The sequence below is a fragment of the Xanthomonas sp. GPE 39 genome (assembly GCF_000963005.1).
GTDB lineage: Bacteria > Pseudomonadota > Gammaproteobacteria > Xanthomonadales > Xanthomonadaceae > Xanthomonas_A.
In genome coordinates, this window is sequence record NZ_JZHZ01000007.1 from 1,377,695 (window position 1) to 1,393,959 (window position 16,265).

General features: G+C 62.6%; 18 protein-coding genes. 13 read left to right on the forward strand and 5 right to left on the reverse strand.

From position 1 onward, the window contains the following. Positions 1–134: 134 nt before the first annotated feature. Positions 135–770, forward strand: coding sequence for a glutathione S-transferase N-terminal domain-containing protein (locus tag XALGPE39_RS05790; protein ID WP_045727362.1), 636 nt, complete (start codon positions 135–137; stop codon positions 768–770). 73 nt (positions 771–843) lie between these two features. After that, entirely contained in the window at positions 844–1,275 is a 432-nt protein-coding gene (locus tag XALGPE39_RS05795) for a ClpXP protease specificity-enhancing factor (protein WP_045727363.1), read from the forward strand. Between the two features lie 224 nt (positions 1,276–1,499). Here XALGPE39_RS05795 and XALGPE39_RS05800 read toward each other — a convergent pair whose 3' ends face one another. The 3 genes from XALGPE39_RS05800 to XALGPE39_RS05810 form a co-directional block, all read right to left on the reverse strand. Further along, positions 1,500–1,844, reverse strand: coding sequence for a DUF3301 domain-containing protein (locus tag XALGPE39_RS05800; protein ID WP_012915782.1), 345 nt, complete (start codon positions 1,842–1,844; stop codon positions 1,500–1,502). Positions 1,845–1,977: 133 nt separating this feature from the next. Then, the gene (gene nadC, locus XALGPE39_RS05805) at positions 1,978–2,859 is read right to left on the reverse strand and encodes a carboxylating nicotinate-nucleotide diphosphorylase (protein WP_045727364.1); all 882 of its coding nucleotides are present in this window, start codon (positions 2,857–2,859) and stop codon (positions 1,978–1,980) included. Then, positions 2,856–3,125, reverse strand: coding sequence for a Trm112 family protein (locus tag XALGPE39_RS05810; protein ID WP_045727365.1), 270 nt, complete (start codon positions 3,123–3,125; stop codon positions 2,856–2,858). Before XALGPE39_RS05810 ends, nadC begins: the two co-directional genes overlap by 4 nt. Positions 3,126–3,183: 58 nt before the next feature. On the opposite strand from XALGPE39_RS05810, the gene purE reads away from it, so the two are divergent. After that, positions 3,184–3,687 carry a 5-(carboxyamino)imidazole ribonucleotide mutase gene (gene purE / locus XALGPE39_RS05815; RefSeq protein WP_045727366.1) on the forward strand — a complete coding sequence of 168 codons (504 nt, stop codon included), beginning with the start codon at positions 3,184–3,186 and terminating at the stop codon, positions 3,685–3,687. Continuing rightward, complete coding sequence (locus XALGPE39_RS05820; protein WP_045727367.1) at positions 3,684–4,832, forward strand: 5-(carboxyamino)imidazole ribonucleotide synthase; 1,149 nt, start codon at positions 3,684–3,686, stop codon at positions 4,830–4,832. Before purE ends, XALGPE39_RS05820 begins: the two co-directional genes overlap by 4 nt. A 90-nt stretch (positions 4,833–4,922) precedes the next feature. Here XALGPE39_RS05820 and XALGPE39_RS05825 read toward each other — a convergent pair whose 3' ends face one another. After that, complete coding sequence (locus tag XALGPE39_RS05825; RefSeq protein ID WP_045727368.1) at positions 4,923–5,501, reverse strand: Fe-Mn family superoxide dismutase; 579 nt, start codon at positions 5,499–5,501, stop codon at positions 4,923–4,925. 129 nt (positions 5,502–5,630) lie between these two features. Here XALGPE39_RS05825 and grxD point away from each other — a divergent pair, with 129 nt between their 5' ends. From grxD to ppnN, 5 genes are all read left to right on the forward strand, one after another. After that, the gene (grxD, locus tag XALGPE39_RS05830; RefSeq protein ID WP_012915788.1) at positions 5,631–5,951 is read left to right on the forward strand and encodes a Grx4 family monothiol glutaredoxin; all 321 of its coding nucleotides are present in this window, start codon (positions 5,631–5,633) and stop codon (positions 5,949–5,951) included. Continuing rightward, a complete protein-coding gene (locus XALGPE39_RS05835; RefSeq protein ID WP_045727369.1) occupies positions 5,951–6,688 on the forward strand; it encodes an SDR family NAD(P)-dependent oxidoreductase in 738 nt (245 codons plus the stop codon). The genes grxD and XALGPE39_RS05835 overlap by 1 nt, the downstream gene beginning before the upstream one ends. After that, entirely contained in the window at positions 6,685–7,284 is a 600-nt protein-coding gene (locus XALGPE39_RS05840) for a YhgN family NAAT transporter (protein ID WP_045727370.1), read from the forward strand. The genes XALGPE39_RS05835 and XALGPE39_RS05840 overlap by 4 nt, the downstream gene beginning before the upstream one ends. A 415-nt stretch (positions 7,285–7,699) precedes the next feature. Next, positions 7,700–10,921 carry a TonB-dependent receptor gene (locus XALGPE39_RS05845; protein ID WP_045727371.1) on the forward strand — a complete coding sequence of 1,074 codons (3,222 nt, stop codon included), beginning with the start codon at positions 7,700–7,702 and terminating at the stop codon, positions 10,919–10,921. Positions 10,922–11,031: 110 nt separating this feature from the next. Continuing rightward, positions 11,032–12,420, forward strand: coding sequence for a nucleotide 5'-monophosphate nucleosidase PpnN (ppnN, locus tag XALGPE39_RS05850; RefSeq protein WP_045727372.1), 1,389 nt, complete (start codon positions 11,032–11,034; stop codon positions 12,418–12,420). Here the strand turns inward: ppnN and XALGPE39_RS05855 are convergent. Continuing rightward, positions 12,410–13,447, reverse strand: coding sequence for a histidine kinase (locus tag XALGPE39_RS05855; RefSeq protein ID WP_045727373.1), 1,038 nt, complete (start codon positions 13,445–13,447; stop codon positions 12,410–12,412). The genes ppnN and XALGPE39_RS05855 overlap by 11 nt on opposite strands. 156 nt (positions 13,448–13,603) lie before the next feature. Between XALGPE39_RS05855 and XALGPE39_RS05860 the strand changes: the two genes are divergently transcribed. The 4 genes from XALGPE39_RS05860 to XALGPE39_RS05875 are packed head-to-tail and all read left to right on the forward strand — an operon-like array spanning position 13,604 to position 16,263. Further along, positions 13,604–14,179: a Tfp pilus assembly protein FimT/FimU gene (locus XALGPE39_RS05860; protein WP_045727374.1), complete on the forward strand. Its 576-nt coding sequence runs from the start codon at positions 13,604–13,606 to the stop codon at positions 14,177–14,179. Between the two features lie 52 nt (positions 14,180–14,231). Next, entirely contained in the window at positions 14,232–14,705 is a 474-nt protein-coding gene (pilV, locus tag XALGPE39_RS05865) for a type IV pilus modification protein PilV (RefSeq protein ID WP_235429756.1), read from the forward strand. Continuing rightward, positions 14,702–15,688, forward strand: a complete 987-nt coding sequence (locus XALGPE39_RS05870; RefSeq protein ID WP_152624833.1) for a PilW family protein — start codon at positions 14,702–14,704, stop codon at positions 15,686–15,688. Before pilV ends, XALGPE39_RS05870 begins: the two co-directional genes overlap by 4 nt. Further along, positions 15,685–16,263, forward strand: coding sequence for a PilX N-terminal domain-containing pilus assembly protein (locus XALGPE39_RS05875; RefSeq protein ID WP_045727376.1), 579 nt, complete (start codon positions 15,685–15,687; stop codon positions 16,261–16,263). The genes XALGPE39_RS05870 and XALGPE39_RS05875 overlap by 4 nt, the downstream gene beginning before the upstream one ends. Positions 16,264–16,265: the final 2 nt, after the last annotated feature.

Sequence of the window (16,265 nt, forward strand, 5' to 3'; positions counted from 1 at the left end):
TGCTGAGTGATTTCCCTGTTCAGGCTATTGGCTTTTCTGGGCGAGGGTTGCACACTCAGGGGCCGTGGCGACCGTTCGCAAGGTGCGGACGGCGTCGATGCGGCCGGCGGATACCGGTCGTCGGAGAGCCTTGAATGGCGGTGAGTTTGCGCATGCGAAATACCTTGACCTTGTTTTCCTCCACCGATGATGTGCTGTGCCACCGTGTTCGTCTGGTGCTCGCGGCCAAAGGCGTCACCTACGATTTCGTGGCGGTTGATCCGCAAAATCCGCCGGAAGACCTGATCGATCTCAATCCCTACCACTCCGTGCCGACGCTGGTCGAGCGCGAGTTGGTGCTGTACGCCGCCTCGGTGGTCAGCGAGTATCTCGACGAGCGCTATCCGCATCCGCCGTTGATGCCGGTCGATCCGCTCTCGCGTGCGCGCTTGCGCCTGGCGATGTTGCGCATCGAACACGATTGGGTGCCGCAAGTGCAGGCGATCCAGCTTGGCAACAAAGCCCAGGCCGAAGCCGGCCGCAAGCGCCTGAAGGAGCTGTTGACCGCCTCGGTGCCACTGTTCAAGGCCAGCAAATTCTTCCTCAATCCGGAAATGAGTCTGGCCGATTGCGCGATGGCACCGATCATCTGGCGCCTGCAGGCGCTGGATATCCCGTTGCCGAAGGATGGCAAGGCGATCGAAGACTACGGCAATCGCATCTTCCGCAATCCCGGTTTCATCCGCAGCCTGACGGATCAGGAAAAGAAACTGCGCGATCTGCCAGCGTGATGCCTGTCTGCTTGGTGGGCTCGCTGTCTTTCCAGATGCGTCGGTGTGACGTGTCGGCGCGTAGAATTGTCGTATGAGCGAAGAGACTTACCGCATGACCAGCCATCGCCCGTACCTGTTGCGGGCGCTGGTGGAGTGGATCAACGACAATGGCATGACCCCGCACGTATTGGTGGATGCCGGCTTGCCTGGTGTGCAGGTGCCGCCGAGCGCGGTCAAGGATGGCAGGGTGGTGTTGAACATCGCCGAGCGCGCGGTGGTGCGTCTGCAGATCGACAACGATGGGGTCAGCTTCACCGCTCGATTTGGCGGTGTCAGCTATCCAGTCCAGGTGCCGATGGCTGCGGTGTTGGCAGTCTATGCGCGCGAAACCGGGCAGGGCATGGCGCTGCCGGACGATATCCATGGTCCGGGCGAGCCGCCCGACGGCGATACGCCACCGCCACCGCGTCCTGGCAGTTCCGACGAAGCCGGTAAACGCCCGCGTTTGCGCGTGGTGAAGTAGGACTGGCCTCCGGGCGAGCGCTTGCCGCTCGCCATCGTGCCGTTTTCTTGGGCGGGCTGTGTGCAGTCGGTCCTGCGCATGGTATCGCCAGGAGCGCACGACGATTGCTGTGCATGCCGGCCGCGTTGTCGGCTGCGTGCGCTATGGCTGCGTTCGATACGGTTGCTGCGACTCGTAGCGGGCCTGCGTCACCCGTTGCGCGCATGACCGGCTGCGTTGGATCGTCATTGGTGTGGTGCTCGCGCCTCATGCAGCGCGGTCACGGTGGCGACAGATGGCCCGGCGAAAGTAATCAGTCGATCCCCGAGCAGCACCAGACGGCCGCTGTGTCGGTCCACGCCGTCGCAGGAATAGTCGAAGCGGAAGCTACGCTCGAAGCCGAGCCAGCCGTTGGGCAGTCGTCGTAGGCGTAGGCCCGTGCCGTGCACGCTTTGGTCGAGCCATTGCACGTCGGCGGCTTTGCAGGCGTTGCGGCCGAGGACTTCGGCGCGTTCGGCGGCGGCGCGCGAGGCGTTCCAGAACGCGAACACGGCCGCACCGACGATCATCAGTAGGATCAGACTAGGCATGCGGCCACTGTAACCAGACCACGGACAAGAGGGCAATCTTGATCGCCAGAGATCGGGATGTGGCGTTGTGATTTGTCTGTTGCGGCTGCTGCTTGTGTCAACCCGTCGCCCTGCATGCACACGAGCTAGCGCCTTACTGCGGGGGTGGTGGACCCAACTTGAGCGAAAGGTCCACCGCTTGCACGTGCTTGGTCAGCGCGCCGATGGAAATGCAGTCCACGCCGTCTTCGGCGATCGCCCGTGCCGTGTCCAGATCCACGCCGCCGGAGACTTCCAGCGGGATGCCGCGCTGATGAAACTCGGTGCTGGCAATCGCCACGGCGGCGCGGCGTTGTTCCGCTGTGAAGTCGTCGAGCAAGATGCGCTCGCAACCGGCGCTGAGGGCTTCGCGCAATTCTTCCAGGGTTTCTACCTCGACCACGAGTGGCAGTTGCGGCCACTGCGCGCGCGCTGCGGCGACCGCCGCGCTCAGCGAGCCGGCGGCATGGATGTGGTTTTCTTTCAGCATCACCGTGTCGTACAGACCGATGCGGTGGTTGTCGCCGCCACCGCACCGCACCGCGTACTTCTGCGCCAGACGCAGGCCGGGCAGGGTCTTGCGCGTATCCAGGATGCGTGCGCCGGTGCCGGCGACCGCCGCCACGTAGGCGGCGGTAACGGTTGCGGTGGCGGACAGGGTCTGGAGAAAATTCAGCGAGGCACGCTCGGCGCTGACCAGGGCGCGGCTGCGCCCGTGCAACAACGCCAGGACGGTTCCTGCAGCCACGCGTTCGCCCTCGGCCACGTGCCACTGGATATTGACTTGCGGATCGAGCGCGCGGTGACAGGCGTCGAACCAGGGCCGGCCAGCGATCACCGCCTCCTGCTTGCACAGCAGATAGGCGCTGTCGGCGCGGTCGGGTAGCAAGGCGGCGGTGACGTCACCGCTGCCGAGGTCCTCGGCCAGTGCGCGTGCTACATCCGCGTCGATCAGTTCCTGTGCTGGCGCCTGTGGCGACGCCGTATCCTGGCTCATTTGGCCGGGAAGTCGGCGAGCTGGGCCGTGGCAATCGCCTCTTCAGACAGCAGCACCGGGATGCCGTCCTCGACGCGGAACACCTGTTTGCGATCACGCGTGACCAGGGCTTCGCGCAGCGATTGGCTCTGTGGGCTGCCGTCGGCGCGCTTGACCTCGCCAGCGGCGATGGCGCGATTCAGTGCTTCCAGGCCGCGCGTTTCCAGCAGTGCCAGCGGTTGGCGGGTGTCGGGCGAGCACAGCAGGTCGAGGAGTTTGCGGTCCATCCGGTCTTCGTCTTGCGTGGAAGGCGGCTAGAATACGTCTTTAAGGCAGGGGACGGCCATGGCCTCCAGACAAACCACGCCGCTCGTCGGCATCGTGATGGGTTCCCGCTCCGATTGGGAGACTATGCAGCACGCGGCGGAAAAGCTCGATGCGTTGGGTGTACCGCATGAGGTGAAGGTCGTGTCGGCGCACCGCACGCCGGATGTGCTGTTCGCCTATGCCGAGGCGGCGGCGGCGCGTGGGTTGCGGGCGATCATTGCCGGTGCCGGCGGCGCGGCGCACCTACCGGGCATGCTCGCGGCGAAGACGGCGGTGCCGGTGCTGGGCGTGCCGGTGCAGTCCAAGGCGCTCAATGGCATGGACTCTTTGTTGTCGATCGTGCAGATGCCGGCGGGTATTCCGGTGGCTACCTTCGCCATCGGCAATGCCGGCGCGGCCAATGCCGCGCTGTTCGCCGCGGCGATGCTGGCGGCCGAGCACGGCGATGTCGCTACGGCGCTGAGCGCGTTTCGCCAGCGCCAGACAGAAGACGTGATGGCCAAGGACGATCCGCGCCAATGACGACGGTCGGTATTCTGGGAGCAGGGCAGTTGGCTCGGATGCTGGCGATTGCTGGCGCGCCACTGGGCCTGCGCTTTGCCATGCTGGATACGGTGGCCGACGCTTGCGCCGGCCAGGTTGCGCCGCTGCAGGTTGGCGATTACCGCGATGCGACGGCGCTGGCCGCTTTCGCCGCCAAGGTGGATCTGGCGACCTTCGATTTCGAAAACGTGCCGGCCAGCAGCGCCGAGTGGCTGGCGGGGCAGGTGCCGGTCTTCCCCAGTCCGGACGCGTTGGCCGTGGCGCAGGACCGCTTGGCCGAGAAGACCTTGTTCCGCGAACTGGGCATCCCGGTGCCCGCGTTTGCTCCGGTCGATACCCGCGAGGAGCTGGATGCGGCACTGGCTCTGGTCGGCACGCCGTGCATTCTCAAGACCCGCCGTCTTGGCTACGACGGCAAAGGTCAGTTCCGCATCGCCTCCGTGGCCGATGCCGATACGGCCTGGGCGGCGTTGGGCGCGCAGGCGTCGAGCGTCGGTTTGATCGCCGAGGCGTTCGTGCCGTTCCAGCGCGAGATCAGCGTGGTGGCGGTACGTGGTCGCGATGGCGAATTCCGCACCTGGCCGCTGACCGAGAATTGGCATGTCCAAGGTGTGCTGTCGGCCAGTCTGGCCCCGGCGCAGGCCGATGCCGCGTTGGAGCAGTCCGCTGTTGCGCATGCGCGGGCTTTGGCCGAGCGCTTGCAGTACGTCGGCGTGTTCGCGCTGGAGTTGTTCTGCCGCGATGGGGTGTTGCTCGCCAACGAGATGGCACCGCGCGTGCACAACTCCGGCCACTGGACCATCGAAGGCGCCGAGACCTCGCAATTTGAGAACCATCTGCGCGCGGTGCTGGGCTTGCCGCTTGGGTCCACGCGCATGTGCGGCCATGCCTGCATGCTCAACTGGATTGGTGCGATGCCCGATGCCGCGCCGGTGCTGGCCCAGCCCGGTGGGCATTGGCACGACTACGGCAAGGAGTCGCGCGAGGGCCGCAAGGTCGGCCATGCCACGCTACGTGAGGAGACGGCCGAGGCGCTCGCGCAGGCGCTGCAGACGGTCGGTGTGCAATTGCAACGTCAGGCGCAGGTCGCCCCGGTGATCGCTGCACTGCGTGGGCAGCGCTGATGCAGCGGCATCGCTGTCGATGCGTGTCCCGGTGCAGTGATGCTTGTGCGATATCGGCGTGCCAGTACTGCCGACATCGCCGGTGCGATCTCAGCGCAGGTTGTTGGAGACAAATTCCCAGTTGACCAGCTTCCAAAATGCCTCCAGGTAGCGTGCGCGGTCGCCGGGGTAATCGATGACGTAGGCGTGTTCCCACATGTCGCAGGCCAGCAGCGGGACATCCTGGCCCGTCAACGGTGATACCCCATTAGCGGTGACGACCACGGCCAAGTTGTCGTCCGGGCGTTGCACCAGCCAGACCCAGCCCGAGCCGAACACGCTCAGCGCCATGCGGGTGAACTCGGCCTTGAAGCTGGCGATGTCGCCGAAGCGCTTGGTCAGCAGTTCGCCAAGCGCCCCACTGGGCTCGCCGCCGCCGCGCGGGCGCAGGCCGCGCCAGTAGAACGCATGATTCCAGACCTCGGCGGCCTCTTCGAACAGGCGACCCTGGGCGCGCCGCAGCAGATCCTCTAGCGGCAAATCCGCCAATTCGCTGCCGGCAATGCGTGCATTGAGCCGTTCCACCAGGTTGCGCTGGTGTTGGCCGTGATGATGCTCCAGTGTCGCCACCGAAAGATGCGGCGTCAGTGCGCTGTAGTCGTAGGGCAGCGGGGCGAGTTCGATGGCCATGGATCCTCGGTGGCAGGGTGCGCGTGTTTCGGTACGATCACGCGCAGGGCTTACACTATGCGGCGATGCGAAAGTCTAGTCGACCGTCGAGGTCGTTCTTTCGCCCCAGCAGCAGGAGGAGAACCCGCAATGCAGGTGATGGAGCGCATCCAGGCCGATGTTGAACGGCATCCCATTGTGTTGTTCATGAAGGGGACGCCGCAGTATCCGATGTGCGGTTTCTCCAGTCGTGCGTTGCAGGCGTTGCTGGTCGCCGGCGCCGACCGGTTGCATACGATCAACGTGCTCGATGAACCGGAAATCCGCGCCAATCTGCCTCGGTATTCGAATTGGCCGACTTTCCCGCAGTTGTTCATCCATGGCGAATTGATTGGCGGTTGCGACATCACTCTGGAGTTGTTCGAGTCCGGTGAGTTGCAGCGCATTGTGACCGAGGCATACCTGTCGTGATGCAGGCGGTGGTGCCGCAGGCCGGCGCGCTGGCCCAGCGGGTGGTATTGATTACCGGCGCGGCCGGTGGTCTGGGGAGCGCTGCGGCCCTGGCCTGCGCCCAGGCCGGGGCCGTCGTGGTCCTGCTTGGCCACAAGCCCGCACGGCTGAACCGGGTTTACGATGCGGTTGCCGCAGTCGCCGCGGCACCGTTGCTGTATCCCTTGGACCTGCTCGGGGCCACGCCGCAGGACTATGCGACCCTGGCCGAACGCCTGCAGGCGGAGTTGGGGCGTCTGGATGGACTGCTGCATTGCGCGGCCGATTTCATCGGCCTCACGCCGTTCGAGCATGCCGATCCGGCGCACTTTGCGCGTGCCATTCACGTTGGGCTGACGGCTCCTGCCTGGTTGACCCAGGCCTGCCTGCCACTGCTGCGACAGGCACCGGATGCGGCCATCGTGTTCGCATTGGACGACCCGGCGCGTGTCGGCCAAGCCTACTGGGGCGGCTATGGCGCGGCCCAGTACGGACGTCGCGGTCTGCTGGCGAGCCTGCATGGTGAGCTGGCTGCCTCGCGCGTGCGTGTGGCTGGGTTGCAGCCTGGCCCGATGCGCACAGCGTTGCGCGCGCGCGCTTATACCCATCACGAAGACCTCGATGCGGTCGATCCGGCGCGTTACGCTGCCGCTTGCGTGGATTTGCTGTCCCCTGCCGGTGCAGTGCACTGCGGCACCATCTGGACTCCTGCGGTATGACCATTCTCTCGGCGGCACTGCTGTTATTTCTGATCCTTGATCCGCTGGGCAACATCCCAGTGTTCCTCAGCGTGCTCAAGCCGTTGTCGAGCAAGCGCCAGCGTGTGGTGCTGGCGCGCGAGTTGCTGATCGCCTTGATGGTGCTGATGGGGTTTCTGTGGGGTGGCAAGTACGCCCTGGAAGTGATGCATCTGCGCCGAGAGTCGGTGGCGATCGCCGGTGGCATCGTCTTGTTTTTGATCGGCATTCGCATGGTCTTCCCGCGTCCGGAAGGGTTGCTGGGCGAGCTTCCCGATGGGGAACCTTTCATCGTGCCGTTGGCGATTCCGTTGATCGCCGGCCCGTCGGGCATGGCGGCGGTGATGCTGATGGGCAGCAAGGAACCGACGCGCCTGGACGAATGGAGCCTGGCGTTGGTGTTGGCCTGGCTGGCGACTTCAGCGCTGCTGTTTTCCGCCACCCTGTTGTACAAGTTGCTGGGGATGCGCGTGTTGACCGCGGTCGAACGGTTGATGGGGATGTTGCTGGTGGCGATCTCGGTGCAGATGTTCCTGGATGGCATCAGTACCTATCTGAAATCGCCGCTTGTGGGTTGATCTCTCTCTCCGTATCCCGCATCCCGTCTTAGCGCCGTGCGCTTGCCCGAGTGATAGGCGGCAAGAGCGTGCGTCAGGCACCCGCCACGACGGCTGCGGCGGGCCACGCGTAGAGCCGTATTGGTGTTTGGCCCATGCGCGGCCCTGTGCGGCCACCGGCGCATTGCCTACCGACGTCAGCGAATAGCCAAATAAATGGCGGATACGCCCTTTTCATGTCCGTTCGTATGGAATTGTCGTGGTTCTGCAACACGCTTCTCGTATAATGTTAATTTAAAGTTAAACCTTGCGGGGGCAGCAAGGGATAACGCCTCTTCACTACTCCGCTTGCCGTGCGCCCGCACCAGCACGGCGTGCTATGCGCATTTCGTCAAATTCCATTGAGGCTATTGCAATGATTCAACCCCGTCTGCGGATGTCCAAGCTCACTGTGGGCTTGGTCGCAGTTCTCTCTGCTGCGCCCGTATTCGCCCAGAGCACCTCCGCCAGTGTCGGTGGCTTGGTGACCCATGGTGGCCAGCCGGTCGCCGGTGCCGAGGTGACGATCACTCATGTCGAGTCGGGCACGGTCAGTCGGGCGGCCACCGATGCCAGCGGTCGCTACAATGCGCGTGGCCTGCGCGTTGGCGGCCCGTACACCATCACCATCACCAAGCCGGGCGAGGGCACCAAGACGGAAGATGGCCTGTACCTGGGCGTCAACCAGACCGCCAGCATCAATGCCGAGTTGACCGGCGATATGGCGGCGCCGACCACGCTGGAGACGGTCAACGCCGTCGCCGTGGCGAGTGGCTCGGAAATGTTCAGCGCCACCAAGATGGGTGCCGGGACCAACGTCGGTCGCGAGCAGATCGAGGCGCTGCCGTCGATCAATGGCAACATCCAGGACTACATGCGTCTGGACCCGCGAGTGGCCTTCGTCGATCGCGCCTCCGGTACGATCAGTGCCGGTGGCCTGAACCCGCGCTACAACTCGATCAATATCGATGGCGTCTCGGCGAGCGACACGTTCGGCCTGGAAGGCAACAATATGACCACCCGGCGTCAGCCGGTGTCGATGGAGGCCATCGAAGCCATCGACGTCAACGTGTCCAACTATGACGTCAGTATTGCCAGTGCGGCCGGCGCCACCGTCAATGCGGTGACCAAGTCCGGCACCAACGAGTTCCATGGTTCGCTCTACGGCTCCATGCGCGATGGCGACTGGTTCGGTAGAAATCCCGATGGCAGCAAGTTCAATGGTTTCAATAAAGAGGCCACCTACGGTGCGACCTTCGGTGGTCCGATCGTCAAGGACAAATTGTTTTTCTTTGCCAACTACGAGAAGTTCAAACAGGACGCGCCGGGCATCGATCTGGGTAGCACCGCATTGGGCAATGCCAACGCCAATTACGGCATGGCCGATGTGACCCGCGCGCAGCAGATCGCTAGAAATTATGGCTTCGACGCCGGTAGTTTGAACAGCAACGGCAACACAGACCTGAAGGAATACGCACTCAAGCTGGACTGGAACATCAGCGACAACCATCGCGCCAGTTTCCGTTACAGCAAGCTGGACCAGAGCAAGCTGCGCATCAACGGCGCTGGTAATCTCGGTGAGGCATCGCTGAGTTCTTACTGGTACCAGCACAACAAGAATGTCGAGAGTTACGTCGGTCAGTTGTTCAGCGATTGGTCGGAGAATTTCTCCACCGAGTTCAAGGTGTCTTACCGCGATTATTCCGCGATCCGTGTGGTCCCGACCGACGCGCCGAGCATCGCCGTGTACTTCGCTGGTTCGGTCGCCAACCCGACCGGCGACGTGCTGTATCTGGGGACAGAGACCAATTCGCAGGGCAATATCCTCACTACCAAGACCTGGAACTACTACGGTGCGGGTACGCTGACCCTGGATAACCACACCCTGAAGTTCGGCGTCGATGACAGCACCAACGACATCTACGACCTGTACGGTCGCAATACCTGGGGCGTGTACAGCTTCTTCGGTCTGGACAATTTCGCCAGTGGCCGATGGAGTTCCTACAAGCTCAACCAGGAGCGGACACCGGGTTCGATCGCGGCCCGCTACACCAACACCAACCTCGGCCTGTTCGTGCAGGACACTTGGTACGTCAACAGCAACCTGACCCTGACCCTGGGCCTGCGTGGCGACCGTCCAAGCGTCAGCCCGGATCCGGCCTACAACGCGGGTGCACAGGCGGCATTTGGCTATGACAACAGCAAGATATTCAGCAGCAGCTTCCTGATCCAGCCGCGTGTGGGCTTCAACTACACCTTCGACACCGAGCGCCCGACCCAGCTACGTGGCGGCGCAGGCCTGTTCCAGGGCGATGCGCCGGAGGTATGGATCGCCAACAGTTATTCCAACACCGGTTTCAATTACAACGCCTACAGCTTCACCACCTACGATCCGCGCCTGCCGTTCAGCGCCAATAAGAACACCCAGCCGGTTCCCACCACGCCGGGTTCGGCCACCCAGGGCGTGAGCTTCGTCGGCAAGGACTTCAAATTGCCATCGCTGTACAAGGCCAACCTGGCGCTGGACCACGAATTGCCGTGGGAGGGCATCGTGGCGTCGGCCGAAGTGCTGGTGACCAAGGTCAAGCAGGGCCTGTACTACAAGAGCTTGAATATCGGACCCATCGCCGCCCCGGGTCAGGACCCGAGTCCGGCCTACTACGGTCCGGATGGCCGCGCGCTGTATTGGAATCCGTCGCAGACCGGCCGTCCGTGGGCCGCTGGCAATAATCGCTTCGGCCGCAACGCTGGCTACAGCGATGTGTATCTGATCGACAACACCGACAAGGGCAAGACGCAGCAGTTGACCTTGTCGCTGTCCAAGCCGTTCGGCGAAGGCGGCGATTGGTCCTGGAGCTTGGCATATACCTACACCCACGCGACTGAAGTCGGCTCGCTGACCAGCTCCACCGCCAGCTCGGGTTGGGGCAACCAGTACGCGTTCAACGCCAACTCCGAAACCGAAAACAATTCGCGTTACGCGATCAAGGACCGCATTTCCGGCTCGTTGGACTGGAAGCATATGTTCTTCCGCGATTACGAAACGCGTGTCGGTCTGGTGTACGAAGGCCGTAGTGGCCGTCCTTACAGCTATGTGTTCAACGGCGATGCCAACGGCGACGGTCGTTCGACCAACGACCTGTTCTACGTGCCGAAGGGGCCGGGCGACGTGCTGTTTGGTACGCTCAGCAATAACGGCACGTTCACCGCCAATCCGGCGATGCAAAAACAGTTCTTCGACTGGCTGGCGCAGAACCCGCAGTTGGCTAAGTACGCTGGTAGTTACGCCCCGGCCAATGGTTTCCGTTCCGCCTGGATCAACACGTTCGACGTGCGTATCAGTCAGCAGTTGCCTGGCCTGTTCAAGGGCCACAAGTCCGAGCTGTGGCTGGACATCCAGAACGTGGGCAATTTGCTGAACAAGAAGTGGGGCCGGATCTACGATTATGGCTTCTATGCCGATGCCCGAGGTGCCAACCTGCAGGGGATCTACAAAGGTAAGTACGTGTACAACACCCTGTACACCGATCAGCCGACGGCCGCCAATGCCGACGCCGATGGGTTCAACACCGGTGTGTCGCAATGGTCGCTGCAGTTGGGTTTCCGCTATCAGTTCTGATCGCGGCGCAAGCTGAAGCGCGGGAAACGGCCGGGGTGACTTGGCCGTTTTCTTTTTGTGTGGGCTGACGTTAAAGTCGCCCGTTCACCACAAACGACACGACATCCGATATGACGACCAGCAATACGGCGGCGCATACGCTGCCGGTAGTGGATGCGCGGATCTACCCGCGCGGCGGCCTGGACATTCTCTCGCGTGTGGAAGTGGCGCGCTTGCGCGATGCTTCCAGCGGCGGCCTGCACGAACTGTTGCGGCGTTGCGCGTTGGCGGTGCTGACCAGCGGTAGCGCTTCCGACGATCCCGGTGCCGCTGGCGATCTGTATCCGGATTTCGATATCCAGGTGCTGCAACGCGACCGTGGCGTGCGTATCGACCTGTTCAACGCCCCGGCAATGGCCTTCGTGGATGGCGAGATCATCAACGGCGTGGCCGAACTGTTGTTCGCCGTGGTTCGTGATTTGGCTTACATGTCTATCGAACTCGGTCCGGAATCGGCGTTCGACCTGCAATCCAGTGCAGGTATCACCAACGCGGTGTTCGGGCAGTTGCGTAACGCGCGCATTCTGCAGCCTGACGACCCGAAACTGGTGGTGTGCTGGGGCGGGCATTCGATTTCGCGCGAGGAATATCTGTACACCAAGCAAGTTGGCTACGAGCTGGGCCTGCGCGGGCTGGATATCTGCACTGGTTGCGGCCCGGGTGCGATGAAGGGGCCGATGAAGGGCGCCACCATCGCCCATGCGAAGCAACGCAAGCACGACAACCGCTACATCGGCCTCACTGAGCCGGGCATTATCGCTGCCGAATCGCCGAACCCGATCGTCAATCATCTGGTGATCCTGCCGGACATCGAGAAGCGTCTGGAGGCCTTCGTTCGCATCGGTCACGGCATCATCGTGTTTCCCGGTGGTGTTGGCACCGCCGAGGAGATCCTGTACCTGCTCGGGATCTTGATGCGCGAGGAAAACCATGGTTTGCCATTCCCACTGATCCTGACCGGCCCGGCCATCGCAGCGCCGTACTTCGCGCAGATCGACCGGTTTCTACGTCTGACCCTGGGCGAGGCCGCCACCTCCCGCTACGAGATCGTGGTCGGTGATCCGGTGACGGTGGCGCGGAAGATGGCCGCTGGTATCCAGCAGGTCCGCGCGCACCGTAAGGAGCACAAGGACGCGTATTACTTCAACTGGTCGTTGCATATTCCACTGGAGTATCAGCGTCCGTTCGAGCCGACGCACGCGGCAATGGCGGCCCTCGATCTGCACCATGGCCGGCCGCCGCATGTGCTGGCGGCGGATTTGCGCCGCGCGTTTTCTGGCATCGTCGCCGGCAACGTCAAGCAAGACGGTGTCCGTCGCATCGAACAACATGGTCCGTTCGAAATTCATGGCGATGCGGACATGATGCAGGCGTTGGACGCGCTGCTGCGTGCGTTCGTCGAGCAGCGCCGGATGAAGATCTCCGGGGAATACCAGCCTTGCTACCGGGTCATGACCTGAGCGCGATGTGGATCGTGGCGACGAAGCTGTCGCCATCGCTGGTGGTGCGTAGCGAGGCGCCTTGCATACTCTCTAGCCGGGTACGCAAGGCCGATAGGCCAACGCGGTGGCCGCGCTGGAGATGCGGCGCCGCGCCGCTGGGGGGCAGGGCATTGCGGATGTTGATTTCAAGCGCGTCGCTGCGTTCGTCGATGGCGATACCGATTTCGCCGCCCTCTGCGGTGCATTCGATGCCGTGGTGAACCGCGTTCTCCAGTAGCGGTTGCAGCGACAATCGCGGAATCCGTATCGGCGCAATGGCGTCGGGCAGGGTCCAGTGCACACGCAGGCGCGGGCCGAAACGGATGGCTTCGATATCCAGGTAACGCTTGGCTAGATCGATTTCGTCTTGCAGGTCGACCAGATCTGGGCGCGCCAGCGCGGCGCGGAACAGGTCCGACAAATCCATCAGCAGTTGTTCCACCCGTTGGGGTTGCCGATGCACCAGCATCACCGCGGTGTTGAGTGTGTTGAACAGAAAGTGCGGCTGGACTCGCGCGGTGAGCGCGTCGATCTCGGCTTGCTTGGCGCGTTCCACCAACTGTTTGATGCGCACATGATTGTGCAACGCGGCCATGCCGAGCAGGCCGATCAGCAGCGCGATGCCCGATAGCTGCAGCGATAGGGTCAGCCATGACCCGGTAGGCAGTTGCCAATAATCGCCCAAGGTGGACAGGACCAGGCCGCTGATGAGCCAGGTCAACACCTGCATCAGGCACAGCGTTGAGGTGGTGATCGCCAAAAATCCGCGCGTTGCCAGGATTCGGCGCAGCAGCAGCAGACTGGCCAGGGTGAGCAGCGCGATCCACTGGATGCCAAGCGACGCCAGGCCGAAATACACCCAGCGATTGCTGGCCGTGCTTGTGCCTGGGAACGGCGTCAGAGCCAGAATGGCCGCAATACACTCGCCGGCCATCACGATCCAGATCAAGGTGGACGGCTGCTTGAGGACCTGCAACTGATCGTTGGAATAGGCGGAGGCGGGCATCGTGGGGTGGCGGGATGAGAACTGAGGCACATCATGCCGACTGGCGTTGCCTGGCGCACGGGCCGTCTACCCATGGATTCCTGCCATTCGTCGGTAATGGCTGGCGGATCGGCAGCCCCACAGTTAGCGTTAGCCTGGGGAAGCAATGGGGGATCTATGGCCGGTCATGGGAAGCGCGCTCTTGTCGAGCCGGCGCGGCAGCGTGGTTTCACGGTGGTCGAATTGATGGTGACCATCGCCATCCTGGCGATCCTGGTGGCGCTGGCGGTGCCTAGCTTTACTGCGCTGATGCGCAGCAACCGCCTGACCAGTACCGCCAACGAGCTGGTGGCCGCGTTGCAGTTGACGCGTTCGGAGGCGGTTCGCCTGAACGGCGGCGTGAGCCTGTGCCGTAGCGCCGATGGCAATGCTTGCGCTAACGCAGCCGGTAACTGGGCCCAATTCTTGATCGTCACCCGTGATGGGACGGTCCTGCGCGCGAGTACGTTGCGCGCTGGTTTGGCAGTTCGAAGCTCCGTCCTCGGGGGCTTGAAGGACAAGCTGACCTTCGGCGCCGATGGCGTCGCTCGCGACGGCACCGGCAATCCGCTGAATATGGTCATCACGGTGTGTATGCCGGTGGTCAACCCCACTAGTCCACCCGACAACATCAGGAATGTGGCGATGGTTGGTGGTAGCCGTATCCGAGTTGAGTCGGCGAGTGATAACGGCACGTGCCAAGGCAACGGCTAAGCCGGTTTCGGCAAGCGGAGAGACGATGAAACGGTTCGACAGCGGTAGACACATGGCAGGCGTCACCCTCATCGAGGTCATGATCTCGGTGCTGATTCTTGGCGTGGGCATGCTGGGGGTGGCGGCCATGCAGACCACTGCACTGCGCAACAACCAGAGCGCGCTGCAGCGCAGCCAGATCGTGATGGAAACCTATACGATCCTGGACGCGATGCGTGCCAACCGCGCTGCGGCGATGGCGGGTGGCTACAACACCACCGGCATGTTGTGCAACGCGCCCAACGTCACCGATCTCATCTCCGGCGATCAGGCAATGTGGCTCAACGGCTTGAAGGCCGCGATTAGCGGCATCCCGGGTGGAGCCCCGCCGGCAGAGAACACCACCTGCGGCACCATTGCGTGCGCAGCCAATAATGGCACAGTCCAGTGCACGATTACCGTGCAATGGGACGACAGCCGCGCCAAGAACGCGGGCGGCGTGAACGGTGACAGGGCCCAAACATTAGTGACGGTGACCGAACTGTGAAGCCTCTTTTTGTCTATGCGCGGCCGCGCCGCCAGTCGGGTTTCAACCTGATCGAATTGATGATTTCGATGCTGCTCGGCCTGCTGGTGGTCGGTGCGGCGATCGGTATCTTCATTTCCAACCGTAAGACCTACTCGGCGACCGAAGGCCTCAGCCGGATTCAGGAGGCCGCACGAACCGGCTTTGAAATGATGGCGCAGGACATCCGCGAGGCCGGCGGAAATCAATGCGATTCCGGGCTGCCGGTGGTCAACGTGCTGACAGATTCCACCCAACAGTGGTTTACGAACTGGGCGCTGCCGTTGAGTGGTTACGAAAATGGCGGTCCGGCAGACCTCAAACTTACCCTCGCGCCTGCGGACAGAAGCGATGTGATCCAGATCCTCTCGGCTGGTACAGGGGGAGCCACCGTGATCCAACACGATCCGGTGGCCAATACCCTAATGCTCAACGCGGCGGCACCCGACCTGCATGCCGGAGCGATCATGTTGCTGTGCGACCGCCAGCAGCTTGCGGTGCTGCAGGTCGCTACAGTTGCCGGCACAAACGTCACCTATGCGACGGGCGGGCTTAATGCCTGCGCGCAATTGGGGCGGGTGCCGTCCGTTTGTGCCACTACTGGCTCGAACAGCTACAAGTTCGAGATGAATTCCATCCTCTCCGAACTGCGAGCGGTGCGCTGGTACGTTGACACAGCCACCTCGAATGTTGGCAGATCGTTGTATCAGCAGGTGATCGGTCCGGGTGGGGCGCCTGTCAAGAATGAAATCGCCGAAGGCGTCACCAGCTTGAATTTCACTTATCTGCTGACCGGTGCTAACGCCTACGTCGATGCGGGTGCGGTGGGGGCGAACAATTGGGCCAATGTGGTCGCTGTGCGGATCGTCATGACCGTCAATTCCAACGACCCGGTGGCTGCTGGCCAGCAGCCGGCGCAACGCACCTTCAGCACGACCGTGAGCATCAGGAACCGGAACCCATGAACATCTCTCCGCCTCCAACCCGGCAAGCCGGTATTTCTCTCATCGTCGTTCTGTTATTGCTGTTGATTATGACGTTGTTGGGATTGGCGGTGCTGCGCAGTACTTTGTTGCAGGAGCGCATGTCCTCCAATATGTACGACCGTAGTCTCGGGTTCCAGGCTGCCGAGAGCGCGCTGCGCGATGCCGAGAAGTTCATCCAGGCAAACGCGGTCAACGGTCAAACCGTCGGTTTCAATTGTTCCGGTGGCGTGACCGTATGCCCTGCCGTTCCCACCAATACCTATACCGACACTGCAACTGGCGGTTGTGCGGTGGGCACGCAGGAGTGCTGGGTGAACGGGACTGTGACCCCAATGGGGCAGGCGGGCCCGTCACAGTATTACATCCAGTATCTGGGGCAGCGCACCAGCCAAGATCAATTGGGTTTGGGTGGAAGTATCAACCAGAATCAATATGGCGGTACTGGTGGTACCTCGATGGAGAGCTACTACCGCGTCATCGCCCGCAGCGTCAGCCCAGCCTTGGCCAGTGGCCGGGCCATCGTCGTGTTGCAGACCAATGTCACAGTCAAGTAAGG

Coding starts and splice junctions, on each gene's coding strand:
- XALGPE39_RS05790 (WP_045727362.1), top strand. CDS start 135: ATGGCGGTGAGTTTGCGCATGCGAAATACCTTGACCTTGTTTTCCTCC.
- XALGPE39_RS05795 (WP_045727363.1), top strand. CDS start 844: ATGAGCGAAGAGACTTACCGCATGACCAGCCATCGCCCGTACCTGTTG.
- XALGPE39_RS05800 (WP_012915782.1), bottom strand. CDS start 1,844: ATGCCTAGTCTGATCCTACTGATGATCGTCGGTGCGGCCGTGTTCGCG.
- nadC (WP_045727364.1), bottom strand. CDS start 2,859: ATGAGCCAGGATACGGCGTCGCCACAGGCGCCAGCACAGGAACTGATC.
- XALGPE39_RS05810 (WP_045727365.1), bottom strand. CDS start 3,125: ATGGACCGCAAACTCCTCGACCTGCTGTGCTCGCCCGACACCCGCCAA.
- purE (WP_045727366.1), top strand. CDS start 3,184: ATGGCCTCCAGACAAACCACGCCGCTCGTCGGCATCGTGATGGGTTCC.
- XALGPE39_RS05820 (WP_045727367.1), top strand. CDS start 3,684: ATGACGACGGTCGGTATTCTGGGAGCAGGGCAGTTGGCTCGGATGCTG.
- XALGPE39_RS05825 (WP_045727368.1), bottom strand. CDS start 5,501: ATGGCCATCGAACTCGCCCCGCTGCCCTACGACTACAGCGCACTGACG.
- grxD (WP_012915788.1), top strand. CDS start 5,631: ATGCAGGTGATGGAGCGCATCCAGGCCGATGTTGAACGGCATCCCATT.
- XALGPE39_RS05835 (WP_045727369.1), top strand. CDS start 5,951: ATGCAGGCGGTGGTGCCGCAGGCCGGCGCGCTGGCCCAGCGGGTGGTA.
- XALGPE39_RS05840 (WP_045727370.1), top strand. CDS start 6,685: ATGACCATTCTCTCGGCGGCACTGCTGTTATTTCTGATCCTTGATCCG.
- XALGPE39_RS05845 (WP_045727371.1), top strand. CDS start 7,700: ATGTCCAAGCTCACTGTGGGCTTGGTCGCAGTTCTCTCTGCTGCGCCC.
- ppnN (WP_045727372.1), top strand. CDS start 11,032: ATGACGACCAGCAATACGGCGGCGCATACGCTGCCGGTAGTGGATGCG.
- XALGPE39_RS05855 (WP_045727373.1), bottom strand. CDS start 13,447: ATGCCCGCCTCCGCCTATTCCAACGATCAGTTGCAGGTCCTCAAGCAG.
- XALGPE39_RS05860 (WP_045727374.1), top strand. CDS start 13,604: ATGGCCGGTCATGGGAAGCGCGCTCTTGTCGAGCCGGCGCGGCAGCGT.
- pilV (WP_235429756.1), top strand. CDS start 14,232: ATGGCAGGCGTCACCCTCATCGAGGTCATGATCTCGGTGCTGATTCTT.
- XALGPE39_RS05875 (WP_045727376.1), top strand. CDS start 15,685: ATGAACATCTCTCCGCCTCCAACCCGGCAAGCCGGTATTTCTCTCATC.